11 protein-coding genes are annotated in these 13,753 nt (G+C 58.4%); 8 read left to right on the top strand and 3 right to left on the bottom strand.

The window, feature by feature from the left end; translation table 11 throughout:
- Nucleotides 1–1,475: carbamoyl-phosphate synthase large subunit (gene carB / locus ACEQWH_RS09735; RefSeq protein WP_370230213.1), on the bottom strand; the 1,475-nt coding region annotated here is incomplete at its 3' end.
- Nucleotides 1,476–1,693: 218 nt separating this feature from the next.
- On the opposite strand from carB, the gene ACEQWH_RS09730 reads away from it, so the two are divergent.
- Both ACEQWH_RS09730 and ACEQWH_RS09725 read left to right on the top strand, forming a co-directional pair.
- Nucleotides 1,694–2,815, top strand: coding sequence for an aminodeoxychorismate synthase component I (locus ACEQWH_RS09730; RefSeq protein WP_370230211.1), 1,122 nt, complete (start codon nucleotides 1,694–1,696; stop codon nucleotides 2,813–2,815).
- Nucleotides 2,770–3,402, top strand: a complete 633-nt coding sequence (locus ACEQWH_RS09725) for an aminotransferase class IV family protein (protein ID WP_370230209.1) — start codon at nucleotides 2,770–2,772, stop codon at nucleotides 3,400–3,402. Before ACEQWH_RS09730 ends, ACEQWH_RS09725 begins: the two co-directional genes overlap by 46 nt.
- On the opposite strand, the gene ACEQWH_RS09720 is transcribed toward ACEQWH_RS09725, so the two are convergent.
- Nucleotides 3,403–4,551, bottom strand: coding sequence for a class I SAM-dependent methyltransferase (locus ACEQWH_RS09720; protein WP_370230207.1), 1,149 nt, complete (start codon nucleotides 4,549–4,551; stop codon nucleotides 3,403–3,405).
- Nucleotides 4,552–4,870: 319 nt separating this feature from the next.
- Here ACEQWH_RS09720 and aspS point away from each other — a divergent pair, with 319 nt between their 5' ends.
- The 3 genes from aspS (at nucleotide 4,871) to ACEQWH_RS09705 (ending at nucleotide 9,440) form a co-directional block, all read left to right on the top strand.
- Nucleotides 4,871–6,652 (top strand): aspartate--tRNA ligase, encoded by a 1,782-nt coding sequence (aspS, locus tag ACEQWH_RS09715; RefSeq protein WP_370230204.1) that lies wholly within the window; start codon nucleotides 4,871–4,873, stop codon nucleotides 6,650–6,652.
- Between the two features lie 158 nt (nucleotides 6,653–6,810).
- Nucleotides 6,811–8,184, top strand: coding sequence for a DUF1800 family protein (locus ACEQWH_RS09710; RefSeq protein WP_370230202.1), 1,374 nt, complete (start codon nucleotides 6,811–6,813; stop codon nucleotides 8,182–8,184).
- A gap of 8 nt (nucleotides 8,185–8,192) precedes the next feature.
- Nucleotides 8,193–9,440, top strand: coding sequence for a DUF1501 domain-containing protein (locus tag ACEQWH_RS09705; protein ID WP_370230201.1), 1,248 nt, complete (start codon nucleotides 8,193–8,195; stop codon nucleotides 9,438–9,440).
- Here the strand turns inward: ACEQWH_RS09705 and ACEQWH_RS09700 are convergent.
- Entirely contained in the window at nucleotides 9,437–10,153 is a 717-nt protein-coding gene (locus ACEQWH_RS09700; protein WP_370230198.1) for a response regulator, read from the bottom strand. The genes ACEQWH_RS09705 and ACEQWH_RS09700 overlap by 4 nt on opposite strands.
- 177 nt (nucleotides 10,154–10,330) lie before the next feature.
- Between ACEQWH_RS09700 and mce the strand changes: the two genes are divergently transcribed.
- The 3 genes from mce to ppdK all read left to right on the top strand — a co-directional run.
- Nucleotides 10,331–10,735 carry a methylmalonyl-CoA epimerase gene (gene mce, locus ACEQWH_RS09695; RefSeq protein WP_370230196.1) on the top strand — a complete coding sequence of 135 codons (405 nt, stop codon included), beginning with the start codon at nucleotides 10,331–10,333 and terminating at the stop codon, nucleotides 10,733–10,735.
- Between the two features lie 59 nt (nucleotides 10,736–10,794).
- Nucleotides 10,795–11,079 carry a DUF1467 family protein gene (locus ACEQWH_RS09690; RefSeq protein WP_370230193.1) on the top strand — a complete coding sequence of 95 codons (285 nt, stop codon included), beginning with the start codon at nucleotides 10,795–10,797 and terminating at the stop codon, nucleotides 11,077–11,079.
- Between the two features lie 197 nt (nucleotides 11,080–11,276).
- Nucleotides 11,277–13,753, top strand: a 2,477-nt coding sequence (gene ppdK, locus ACEQWH_RS09685; RefSeq protein ID WP_370230215.1) for a pyruvate, phosphate dikinase, incomplete at its 3' end; no start/stop codon positions are given.

The raw sequence follows: 13,753 nt of genomic DNA, 5'->3' as shown, positions 1-13,753 counted from the left end.
AGGCCGTTGCTGCGGACGTCTTCTTCGGCGTCGATGATCTCGCGGATACGGTCCAGGAACCACGGGTCAAACATCGTGGTGTTGTGGATCTCGTCGTTGGACAGACCTTCCCGCATCGCCTGTGCGATGGTGCGCAGCCGATCCGGTGTTTGTTTGCTGATCGCTTTGATGACGGCGGCTTTGTCTGGCGCGCCTTCGATCTCAATTTCGTCAAAGCCCGTAAGCCCGGTTTCCATCGAGGCGAGTGCTTTTTGCATCGACTCGTGGATGGTGCGGCCGATGGACATGGCTTCGCCCACGGATTTCATCGCTGTCGTCAGATAAGGCTCAGAGCCCGGGAATTTTTCAAAGGCAAAGCGCGGCATCTTAGTGACGACATAGTCGATGCTTGGCTCAAACGAGGCAGGCGTGACTTTGGTGATGTCGTTGTCCAGCTCGTCCAGCGTAAAGCCAACCGCCAGTTTCGCGGCGATCTTGGCGATCGGGAAACCTGTGGCTTTAGAGGCCAGCGCCGAAGAGCGGCTGACGCGCGGGTTCATTTCGATCACAACCATGCGGCCGTCCGCTGGATTGACCGCCCATTGCACGTTCGAGCCACCGGTTTCCACACCGATTTCGCGCAGAACTGCAATCGAGGCGTTCCGCATGATTTGATATTCTTTGTCCGTCAGGGTCAGTGCAGGGGCGACCGTGATGGAATCCCCTGTGTGCACGCCCATCGGGTCCACATTTTCGATGGAACAGACGATGATCGCGTTGTCAGCGGTGTCGCGCACCACTTCCATTTCGTATTCTTTCCAGCCCAGCAGGCTTTCATCCACGAGGATCTGGTTTACCGGCGAGGCATCCATACCTGTGCGGCAGTAGTGCATATAATCTTCGCGGTTATAGGCCACGCCGCCGCCTGTACCGCCCAAAGTAAAGGCCGGACGAATAATCGCTGGAAGGCCGATGTCTTCGAGCTCTTCCAGAGCGATGCGCACACCTTCATCAAGGTCCGCTTCGCCGCTGTCTTTTTTGGGTGCTGTTACAATGGTTGCGCGTGGATTTTCCAATCCCAGACGGTCCATTGCTTCGCGGAACAACTTGCGGTCTTCGGCCATTTCAATGGCGTCGCGTTTCGCGCCGATCATTTCTACGCCGAATTTTTCCAGAACGCCCATTTCCTCGAGTGCCAGCGAGGTGTTCAGACCGGTTTGCCCGCCCATGGTTGGCAATAGCGCATCGGGGCGTTCTTTTTCGATGATCTTGGCCACGACCTCTGGGGTGATCGGCTCGATATAGGTTGCATCGGCCAGACCCGGGTCTGTCATGATGGTTGCTGGGTTCGAGTTCACCAGAATAACGCGATAGCCTTCTTCGCGCAGCGCTTTACAGGCCTGGGCACCGGAATAGTCAAACTCGCACGCTTGCCCGATCACAATGGGGCCGGCCCCGATAATCATGATGGATTTGATGTCGGTTCTTTTGGGCATGGCAGACCTCGGGGTTCGGAGCGGCAGGTAACGCACACGGCAGCGCGCAAATTGTCCTGCCTTATAAGGATCGGCAGGCAAGGTGCAAGGGGTTTATAGAGAGTTTTGGTGCAAAGATCATCTGTGCCGATTTGCGCAGGGAAAAGCCGCATTTCACCCTGTTCAGACAGGCAAAGGGCACTATACCAAGCCCCACAAGATGCATTCAGGAGCTGACAGTGCAGATTCGCTTTGATCAGGGGCCACTTGGCGCAGGGACATGGTTCGGGGCACCGATCCGTGTGATCGAGGCGTGGGCCCCCGAGGATGTCAAAGCGGCGTTTCATGACATTGAGGCGGCTCAGGCCGATGGCAATTGGGTGGCGGGCTATGGCACATATGAGCTGGGCTTTGCCCTAGAGGACCGTTTGCTGCCCCTGATGCCCGCCGAGCGTCGGCTGCCTTTGCTGCGGTTTGGGGTCTATGACGCGCCGGCGCTGCGCCCGTTGAAACATGCGTCGACCGCGCTGACCGAGCCTTGCCCCTTGTGGAGTCAGGCGCGTTACGAAGAGGCCTTTGACAAGGTCAAAGCCTATATTGGCGCTGGGGACACCTATCAGATCAACCTGACTTTCCCGATGGAAGCGGTCTATGAAGGATCACCCGAGGCGCTTTATGCGGCGCTGACTGCACGCCAACCCGTGGGGCAGGGTGCTTTGGTTCTGCAGGACGATGCGCCAGATCTGCTAAGCCGCTCGCCCGAGCTGTTTTATCGCACGCTCAGCGATGGCACCATCGAGACCCGTCCGATGAAAGGCACGCAGCCGCGACTGGAAGATCCCACAGAGGATGCTCAGCGGGTGGAGTGGTTGCAGAACGACGAAAAGAACCGGGCTGAAAATTTGATGATCGTTGACCTTCTGCGCAACGACATCAGCCGTGTTGCGGAAACCGGTTCCGTCCATGTGCCAGAGCTGTTCAAAATTGAAAGCTATGCCACCGTGCATCAGATGGTTTCGCTGGTGCGCGCCAAGCTGCGCCCTGATGCGGGCCTTGGTGATATTTTTCGGGCGCTTTTCCCCTGTGGGTCCATCACCGGCGCGCCAAAACTGCGGGCGATGGAAATCATACGCGAGCTGGAACCCACCCCGCGCGAGATCTATTGCGGCGGGATTGGCTGGGCTGCTCCGGATGGTCGCAGCAATTTCAATGTGGCGATCCGCACGCTGATGGTGGAACATGGCGAGGCGCGGCTGAATGTTGGTGGCGGCGTGGTCTGGGACAGCACCGGCCCATCCGAATATGAGGAAGCCCTATGGAAAGCGCGCTACGCAACAGCCTTCCGCGTGACTCGCGACTGATCGAGACCTTTCGTTGGGATCCCGACGCGGGGTTTATTCATCTGGATCGCCATCTGGAACGCATGGCGCGTTCGGCAGAGGTGCTGGGCTTTGATTATGAGGATCTGTGGGCGCTCTATGTGATCCAAGCCAGCGGCGATCACGCGTTGCGGTGCCGCTTGACGCTGGGCGACGAAGGGTTCGAGTTTACCACGGCCTCGCTGGGCCAAACGCCTGCGCGCTGGCGTGTGGGTGTCAGCGATGTAGTCCTGTCGTCAGATGATCTGCTTTTGCAGCACAAAACCACGCGTCGCGATCTTTACGATCAGGCCCGGGCGGCGATGCCCGAGGAGGTCGACGAAGCCATACTGCTGAACGAACGTGGCGAAGTCTGTGAAGGGACGATCACCAATCTGTTCGTCACATTGGCCGATGGCCAGATGATAACGCCCCCCGTCACTTGCGGGCTTTTGCCCGGCATCCAGCGCAGCATTATGCTGGAGCAGGGCTGTGCCGAGGCCGTGGTGACGCGCGACATGCTGCGACAAGCGCGGGCCGTTCATATGGGCAATTCGCTGCGCGGTTTGATCGCGGTGGATCTGGTCTGATTATTCCGCGGCGTCTCGGCGCGCGGATTGCGTCTGATACAGATAGTCCCGCGATAAGGGCACGCTGGTTTGCTGGCGCGCGATCTGGAACTGGAAAACGCATTGCCGGTGCAGGCGGAACGTCAGCTCGCTGGCAATCAAATAAAACCGCCACATCCGGCAGAACCTGTCGTCATAGATCGCTTTGGCCTCGTCAATGCGCGCCATGAAACGGTCGTGCCAGTGTTTCAGCGTGTCTGCGTAATGCAGCCGCCAGACTTCGACATCGGTGAGCCAGAGGTCTTCTTTTTCAATCGCTTTCAGACATTCAGACATTGCGGGCACATAGCCGCCCGGAAAGATGTATTTGGAAATCCACGGACTGGTACGACCGGGTGGCGCGGCGCGGCCAATCGTGTGGATCAAGGCAATACCGTCGTCTGTTAGCTTGTCGTGCACGTGCCGGAAATATTCGCGATAATGCGGCACGCCGACATGCTCAAACATGCCCACCGACACGATCCGATCAAACCGTTGCGACACGGCCCGGTAGTCCTTCAGCAGGATCTGAACCCGGTCCTGCAGTCCGGCGCGCCGCACGCGCTCTGTCGCCACCGCATGTTGTTCTTCAGACAGCGTGACACCCGTCACGCGCGCGCCGAAATCCTGTGCGAGTGTCAGGGCCAGCCCGCCCCAGCCGCAGCCGATGTCCAGAACCTGCATGTCAGGCTTAATCAGAAGTTTGCGGGCGATATGGGCTTTCTTGGCGATCTGCGCGTCTTCAAGGCTCATGTCGGGCTGAGTGAAATAGGCGCAGCTGTATTGTTTGTCCTCATCCAGAAACAGATCATAAAGCTGCCCGCTGAGATCATAGTGGTGGGCGACATTGCGCTTGGCGCGACCCATTGGGTTGAATTGCTCGATACGCCGCCGCAAAGGTGCGAGATAGGCTTCAAACCCAGCGCCTTGTCCTACGGAGAAGTTGCGAACCCCCAAGGCCAAAAGCCCATACAGGTCGTCCTGCGCAATCGTCAGCGTTTCGTCCATATAGGCTTCGCCTACGGCCAACTCGGGATTGAACAGGATCTTGCGCGGCAGGTCAGGATCGCTGAGCGTGATGCGCACGGGCGGGCTGTCGTCGCCCATACGTTCGATCTGCCCGTCGGGCATGGTAATTTCGAGTGCACCTTGTTGAATGAGCCTCCGCATCATTCGTAAAAATAAGGTCGCCCACATAAGAAAGCCCCCTTGTTTACTTGTTAAAGCAGGCCCGCGGACCTGAAACTCACGCGCCAAAGTTTGCCGAAAATCCACCCGTTTTGTAAAGATTTTCGAAAATTGCGCGTTTTCCCGACGTCAGAGGCAAGACGATGACGCGTAAAAACAGGCCATTTGGTCAGCATTTGCTTGACTTCCTGCCGCGTAAACTGTGTATCACCCCAGACGAATTTCGGGCGCTATTTGGGCAGCCCTAGGGAAAGGCATCGATATGCACGCTTACCGCAGCCATACCTGCGTAGATCTGAATAAATCCAACGTAGGCGATACCGTTCGCCTTGCAGGCTGGGTTCACCGCGTTCGTGACCATGGCGGCGTCTTGTTTATCGACCTGCGCGATCACTACGGGATCACTCAGGTGATTGCCGATGGCGACAGCCCTGTGTTCTCCGAGCTGGAAAAAGTTCGCTCGGAATGGTGTATCCGCATCGACGGCAATGTGCTTCAGCGCGACGACAGCCTTGTGAACCCGAACCTGCCCACCGGCGAGATCGAAGTGTTTGTGCGCGACCTGGAGGTTCTGGGCGCGTCTGACGAGCTGCCTTTGATGGTCTTTGGCGATCAGGAATACCCTGAAGAAACCCGTCTGAAGTACCGTTTCCTTGACCTGCGCCGCGAGCAGATGCAGCAGAACATGACTTTGCGTTCGGATGTTGTGTCCTCGATGCGCAAACGCATGTGGGACAAGGGGTTCAAAGAATATCAGACCCCGATTATCACAGCATCTTCGCCCGAAGGCGCGCGCGACTTCCTAGTGCCGTCCCGTCTGCACCCCGGCAAATTCTATGCGCTGCCGCAGGCTCCTCAACAGTTCAAACAGCTGATGATGGTTGCGGGCTTTGACAAGTATTTCCAGATCGCGCCGTGTTTCCGCGACGAAGATCCGCGCGCAGATCGCTCTCCGACCGACTTCTATCAGCTTGACCTTGAAATGAGCTTTGTCGAGCAGCAGGACGTCTTTGACACCATCGCGCCAGTTCTGGCGGGCGTGTTTGAGGAATTCGGCGGCGGTCGCAAGGTCGATGCACCAAACGAATGGCCACAGATTTCCTATCGCGACGCAGCGCTTTGGTATGGCTCTGACAAGCCTGACCTCAGAAACCCGATCAAAATGCAGGTTGTGTCCGAGCATTTCGCAGGCTCTGGTTTTGCGATTTTCGCCAAGCTTCTGGAACAAGAGGGCACCGAGATCCGTGCGATCCCAGCGCCGACCGGTGGGTCGCGCAAATTCTGTGACCGCATGAACAAATTCGCGCAGGGCGAAGGCCTGCCAGGCATGGGCTATATCTTCTGGCGCGAGGGTGCGGATGGTATGGAAGCCGCAGGGCCTCTGGCCAAGAACATCGGCCCAGAGCGGACCGAAGCGATCCGTGAGCAACTGGGTCTGGGTGTGGGTGATGCGGCCTTCTTCCTTGGCGGCAAGCCGAAAGCCTTTGAGAAAGTCGCCGGCAAAGCGCGTGACGTGATCGGCGCAGAGCTTGGCCTGACCGAACAGGACCGTTTCGCGTTCGCCTGGATCGTAGATTTCCCGATCTATGAGCAGGACGAAGAAAGCGGCAAGATCGACTTTGAACACAACCCGTTCTCGATGCCTCAGGGCGGTATGGACGCGCTGAACGGCAATCCGCTGGACGTTCTGGGCTATCAATATGACCTCGCGTGTAACGGCTATGAGCTGGTGTCTGGTGCGATCCGGAACCACAAGCCAGAGATCATGCTGAAGGCGTTTGAATTGGCGGGTTATGACGAAGCCGAAGTGAAATCCCGGTTTGGCGCGCTGTACAAAGCGTTCCAATACGGCGCCCCTCCACACGGTGGCTGCGCGGCGGGTGTGGATCGCATCGTCATGCTGCTGGCCGATCAGCAAAACATCCGCGAAGTCATGCTGTTCCCGATGAACCAGCGTGCCGAAGATCTGATGATGAACGCGCCAAGCGATCCGTCCTCAGATCAGCTGATGGAGCTGGGTCTGCGGATTATTCCACAGGAATAACAACGACCTAAAGCGCAAAACATGCAGGGCCCTTCGGGGCCCTTTTGTTTTGCGCGGTCGTGCTCGCGGCAAAAAAGCGCGCAGGTGCCGACGGAACGGCCCATTTCCGCCGTATTATGAACACAGGAATTTACGACGCATGCGCGCAGGAGGTTCGGATGTTCAATCCAGAGGTTGCGGAAATTCGGTTTGGAACGGGGCTTTCGCCGCGCGTGCCTGCCCCTCAGAGCGTGGAGGCGTTGCTGGACGGGCTGGTCGGTCAGGACCGCATCGCCACGCGTTTCCCAATCGAGCCGTTTGAGAGCTTTCGCCATCGCATCACTGCGTTCCAAGCCGCCCGGCGCGATGAACGCCGCGCCAAATCGGACGATGCGCGCACGCAGGCCACCAAAGCCAAAAAGAAAGCCAATACAGCCGCCCGCAAGGCCTATGCCTCTATGATCCGCGACACGGTTTTGCGGCGCACGCATACTGACAGCGGATTTCGCGAGCGGCTTGCCTTTTTCTGGGCCGATCATTTTACCGCGCGCGGCAAAAGCAACATCGTGCGGTTCGCGACCTCGCCCTATATCGAAGAGGCCATCCGGCCTCATATCGCTGGCCGTTTCGAAGACCTGTTGATCGCGGCGGTGACCCACCCTTTGATGCTGCATTATCTGGATCAGGCACAGTCTGTCGGCCCAAACAGCCGTCTGGGAAAACGGCGCGAGCGGGGTCTGAACGAAAACCTCGCCCGCGAAGTGATGGAGTTGCATACGTTGGGGGTTGATGGCCCCTATACGCAGGCCGACGTGCGCCAATTGGCCGAACTCTTTGCAGGTCTGAGTTTGGATCAACAGGGCGCGTTCAAATTCAAAACAGCCCATGTCGAACCCGGCACCGAAACCGTTCTGGGCAAGTCTTATGGGCGCAGTGGCAAGCTTAAGGATGTGCATGCGGTGCTGCGCGATCTGGCGCGCCATCCTGCCACCGCGCGCCATGTCGCGACCAAGCTAGCTCAGCATTTCACCACCGATGTGCCGGATCCCGACCTGATTGATAAGATGACAGAGGCCTATCGCGACAGCGGTGGTAATCTGTTGAATGTTTACGTCGCGCTGCTGAATCATCCGGCCAGTTGGCTGCCTGAAATGCGTAATATCAAACGCCCGATTGATTTCATCGCGACGTCGCTGCGTGCATTGGATGTGGATGGCACGCTTCTGGCGCGCAGCAATCAGAAACAGCTTTTGAACCTGATTGTGACGCCGATGCAGATCATGGGGCAAAGCTGGCAGGCGCCGAACGGGCCTGATGGCTGGCCCGAGGAAAACGCCTTCTGGATCACACCACAGTTCATGGCCGCGCGACTGGCCTGGGCCTTGTCCGCGCCACAAGAGCTTCGTCGGGTGCTGCCAGACCCGCAAGACTTTGCACAAACTGCTCTGGGGCAGAATGCCCCGCCCGAGGTCGCCTTTGCAGCCTCAGCTGCCGAAAACCGTTGGGAGGGCATCGCCTTGGTGCTCGCCTCGCCTGCCTTTCAGAAATTTTAGGGGGAAACATGACATCAGAAATCTCGCGCCGACGTTTTCTTGGCTCTGCCGGAGTCATTGGCTGTTCGCTGGCCGCCAGCCCGTTGTTGACGCCGGTCAGCATGGCATCTGCGCCAGGTGAAAATCGTCTGGTTGTCATCATTCTGCGCGGCGGTATGGATGGGATCGACGTGTTGCGCCCCTGGGGTGATCTAGAGCTTGCAGCGCACCGTCCCAATTTGGCTGTGTCGCATGACAACGAACTGCATCTTACGGAGTTCTTTGGCATTCACCCCGGCCTGAAACCCTTGATGCCCCTTTGGGACCGAGGCGAGCTGTCGTTTGTTCAGGCGACCTCGACGCCGTATCGCGACAAGCGCAGTCACTTTGACGGGCAGGATTTGCTTGAGGCGGGCACCGTTGATCTTGCCCCGCTAGGGCGTCGAGACGGATGGCTGAACCGCATGTTGCCCTATCTTGGGGGTGCACAGGCACGCACGGCTTTTGCGCTTGGGCGCGAGAATATGTTGATCCTGACGGGTCAGTCGCCGGTGTCCAATTGGTCGCCGGATGTGGATTTGGGCATGAGTTCGCAGGGGCTCCGTCTTTTGGATCTGGTGATGAAGTCAGACCCAGATATGGCGGCCTCTATGACTGAGGCGATCAATCTTGCGGGCTCGGACGGAGACGCGGTAGCGCTGGATCTGAACGGTGGCATGGTTGACCAAGAAGACATGATGAACACGATGGCCGAGGATGTATCCCGCGCGCGCAAAGGGAAAACGCACCTTAAGATCGTCGACTTTGCGGCCGAGCGGCTGAAGGCCGAAACACGCATCGCGTCCTTTTCGATCGGGGGGTGGGATACTCATGCCGCGCAAAACCGGACGCTTAATCGCCCCTTGAAAGACCTGACCGAGTCGATCTTGCGGCTTCGCAAAAAGCTGGGGACTGTCACTTGGGGCAAGACGACTGTTCTGTGTATGACAGAGTTTGGCCGGACCGTGCGCGAGAATGGCACCAAGGGTACGGATCACGGCACCGGCGGCACTATGATTGTGGCGGGTGGCGCTGTGCGCGGTGGGCAAATCCACGGCACGTGGCCCGGGCTTGAAGAGGCGGATCTGTATGATCGCCGCGATGTAATGCCGACGACAGACATCCGCGCGTGGGCCGCCTGGGCGATGCGCGAGTCCTTTGGCATGTCGAAGTCCGCTTTGGAAAGCAATGTGTTTGGCGGTTTGGACATGGGCGATGGCCCGAAACTCTTGCTCTAGACCCTTTGGTGGCTGGCCAGCCGCTGATTAAGCAGGCCGGACAGGCGCGCCACGATCTTGTCGATGGGTTTATGCGCCTTTTGGGTTGCAACCAGAGTTTCGGCCGCGGTCTGCAGATCGATGTCGCCCGCACTGCGCGCGATGCCTGACACAAAGCGACCCAGATAATCCAGTTGCCGGACCTCGGTTTTTGCCGTCAAACAGGCGGCCGCCCGGCGCAGATCGTCATTATAGGCCAGCGCATCCGGGCTGACCGTGTCTTGCCTGACCTCGCGCAGCGGAACGGGGAACTTCTCGGAAGGAAGGTGTTTTAAAATGGCCTGCTGAAAGGCCGTCACCGAGATGATCGGCTTTGTCAGAAAACCGTCAGCGCCGGCCCCAAGCGCTGCGTGTGCCAGCGTATCGTCGCCGGAGGTTGCCAAAATGGCCTGAATACCATGGTCATAGCGTCGCAGATCCCGGATCAGATCCAGACCAGAGCCGTCCGGCAGCCCCAGATCAATGATAATGATTGTGGGCCGATAGGTGCGCAGGTGTTTGCGCGCCGCTGCCAAGGAATCTGCCCGCCGGATTCGTGCACCACTTTTCAAACACAAAAGTCGCATCGCCTCGCACGCGAAACGGCTGTCTTCCACGACCAAAACGGTCAGCCCCAAAAGCGGGCGTTGCGCCGTGGGCGCCATCAAAGGAGGGAATTGCGGTAGGGTGTCCATGAGCAGTCCTTTCTGAGTGTTCAAAGCCTAGACAGGTTTTGACTAATGACAGGTTAAGGCCGCGACAGACGTCTGCGCGTGCCAATTCGTCGCGTGGAACGTGGCGGCACAGCGGTTGCTTTGTCACAAGCGATGCCAGATAAATCCGCCAAACTCGCAGATAGAAAGAGGTCCAACATGATCGGTCGCCTAAATCACGTCGCCATCGCCGTCCCAGATCTGGAGGCCGCGTCCGAGCAGTATCGCTCTGCTTTGGGGGCAAAGGTTGGCGCGCCGCAAGACGAACCGGATCACGGTGTGACCGTGGTTTTTATCGAGCTGCCAAACACGAAAATTGAATTGCTTTACCCCTTGGGTGACAACAGCCCGATTGCAGGTTTCCTTGAAAAGAACCCAGCCGGCGGCATTCATCACATTTGCTATGAGGTCGAAGATATTCTGGCCGCGCGTGATCAGCTGCAGGCATCCGGCGCACGGGTGCTGGGATCGGGCGAGCCCAAGATTGGCGCTCACGGCAAGCCGGTTCTGTTCCTGCACCCCAAGGATTTTAACGGCTGTTTGGTCGAACTAGAGCAGGTCTGACCATTGCGGTCCGCCGCGCGCGTGCTATGTGCTTGAACTAGGATCTAGGAGAGCCCCTCATGAGTATCACCTCAGCCATTGTTCTGTATGCCGTTCTTTGGTTCATGACCTTTCTGTGCGTCATCCCGTTTCGTTTGCAAACGCAGGGCGATCTGGGAGAGGTGGTGCCTGGCACGCAGGCGGGCGCGCCTGAGGTGCATAACCTCAAGATCAAAGCCTGGATCACCAGCGCGATTGCGGCGGTTCTGTGGGTGATCCTCTATTGGGTCATTACCTATGGCATCATTGACGTGCGCGACTTTAACTGGATGGACAATCTTCCTCCGGTTGGCAGCGAAGGCTGACCGTCGCGCTGTCAAAAGGGCTATTGCCCTGTTTTAATTGGTTTCCCGAATGTTGTGGTTAAGGGCGGGCGCTTTGACGCCGTTCAAGCTTTTCCTTGCCAGCCTAGGTGCAATGCTTATGCTGCACGGACAGCAGGAGAATTGCCGCGGTGCAGAATAATAGTTCCTATATCACGCTGATCACGCCCGACGCCCCGATGTCGCCGGACACCCATGGCGGCCGTGCCAAGTGTCTGCAGCGTTTGGTGCGTATGGACATGCCTGTGCCAACCACGGTGGCGCTGTCCTTTGAGGCGGTTCACAATATTGCCGCGGGCGATATGCCTGATCTGGATCGGCTGATTTCTCCGTTTGAGGCGGGGCAATTGCTTTGTGTGCGCCCAAGTTCGCAGGATCCCGATTGGGGCGGGCCGGGGGCTGTTCTGAACATTGGCATGAACGCGGAACGCCATGCCTATTTGTCCAACACTTTGGGGCGTACCGCTGCAGACGAGCTGTATTTCCGGTTTATTCAGGCCTATTCCGTGCATGTCGCCCGACTTGACCCGGATATGTTTGATGACATCACGCCAAGTGACGCCAACGCCGTCGCCGAGGCCTTGGATGCCTATGAAGATGAGGCCGACGAGAGTTTTCCGCAGGATCCGAAGGAACAGCTTGGCGGTGTTCTAAGGTCGATGGCGCGTGCCTGGGAAGGTACGTCAGCGCGATTGTTGCGAATGGCCAAAGGCGCGCCGGCGGATGCTGGGCTGGGGCTTGTGGTGCAGTCGATGGCGCTGGGCCTGGGGCAGGGCGAATGCGGGTCCGGCGTTTTGCAACTGGTGGACAGTGTGTCTGGCATGCCCATGATCAAAGGCCGCTACCTGTCGCAATCTCAGGGGCGTGATGCGTTGCGGGCCGGAGATAAATCGCTGTTTCTGGAAAAAGACGAACGCGGTCCCTCTCTTGAGGATCAAGCGCCCGAAGCCTTTGCGCAGCTGATTGAATTTGCCGAGGCCATGCGTCACCGCCTGCGCGAAGAGATGCAGGTAGAGTTCACGCTGGAAAACGGCGGCGTGCACATTCTGGATGGTGTGCGTGTACAACGTTCTGCCCGAGCGTCTGTGCGGATCGCCGTTGCGCTGGCAGAGGACGGAATTATCCCGCAACAAGAGGCGCTTATGCGGGTTGAGCCGCGTGCCCTCAATGAATTGCTGCACCGGCAGGTCGATCCAGATGCGGATCGCGATGTGGTTGGCAGCGGGGTTGCCGCCAGTCCCGGAGCCGCGACCGGCAAGATCGTGTTTTCCGCCGCCGAAGCGCAGGCCGCTGCCGCGCGGGGCGAGGCCTCTATTCTGGTGCGGCGCGAAACCAACCCCGAAGATATTCGCGGCATGCACGCAGCGGTCGCGGTTCTGACAGAGCGCGGCGGTATCACCAGCCATGCGGCCGTGATTGGTCGCGGGATGGGTCTGCCTTGCGTGGTGGGTGCCAGCGAAATCCGGTTTCAGACCCGCCGTAAACAGTTGATGGCCCCGGATGGGCGCGTTTTTGGCGAAGGCGATATTCTGACGATCGACGGCTCTAACGGTCAGGTTTTGTCAGGCCAGCCGCCGATGCTGGAAGCCACTTTGGACGAAAGCTTTCAAAAGTTGATGTCATGGGCGGATGAAAATCGCGATATCGACGTGCGCGCCAATGCTGATACGCCTGCAGATGCTTTGACCGCCCGTAACTTTCAGGCGCAGGGGATTGGCCTCTGCCGGACCGAGCACATGTTCTTTGAAGAAGACCGTCTGACCGCAATGCGCGAGATGATCTTTGCGGACGAAAGCGATGATCGCAAAGCCGCGCTGGAACGCCTGTTGCCGATCCAACGTGAGGACTTTGTCGATCTGTTCCAGATCATGCAGGGCCGTCCGGTGTGTATCCGCCTATTTGACCCTCCCTTGCACGAATTCCTGCCCAGTGATCGCACCGGGATGCGCGATTTGGCCGAGGCTTTGAACTTGCCCTTGTCCACAGTCGAGCGGCGAGTCGAAGCCCTCTCCGAATATAACCCGATGCTGGGTATGCGGGGCGTGCGCCTTGGGATTGCGGTGCCTGAGATCTATGAAATGCAGGCCCGCGCCATTTTTGAAGCCACGATAGAGGCCTCAAAAGACGGCGATGCGGTTGTGCCGGAAATCATGATCCCGTTGGTCAGTGCCAAGCGTGAGGTCGAGCTGGTCAAAACGCGGATCGATGCGGTTGCCGCCGCTGTGCGCACCGAGCTCAGCGAGGCGTTTGAGTTCAAGTTGGGCGTGATGGTTGAAACCCCGCGTGCGGCTCTGCGTGCCGAGGAGATCGCGCCAAATTGCGACTTCTTTAGCTTTGGGACCAATGACTTAACGCAGATGACCTACGGGCTGTCACGTGACGATGCGGGGCGGTTTATGTCGGCCTATGTGCAACAGGGCGTCTATGCCGAGGATCCGTTCCACACCTTGGACACCGATGGCGTTGGAGAGTTGGTTCAGCTTGGGGCCGAACGTGGACGCCGCGAGCGCCCGGATCTTGTCCTGTCGGTTTGCGGGGAACATGGCGGCAGCCCTGAGTCGATTGCATTCTGTCGGCGGGTTGGCATGAACTATGTGTCGTGTTCACCTTTCCGTGTGCCCGTCGCGAGATTGGCCGCAGCACAGCTGGCAATCAA

Origin of the sequence: Cognatishimia sp., assembly GCF_964229375.1 — a bacterium.
Taxonomy (GTDB): Bacteria; Pseudomonadota; Alphaproteobacteria; order Rhodobacterales; family Rhodobacteraceae; genus Cognatishimia.
This window is presented reverse-complemented; position numbering and strand designations above follow the sequence as displayed.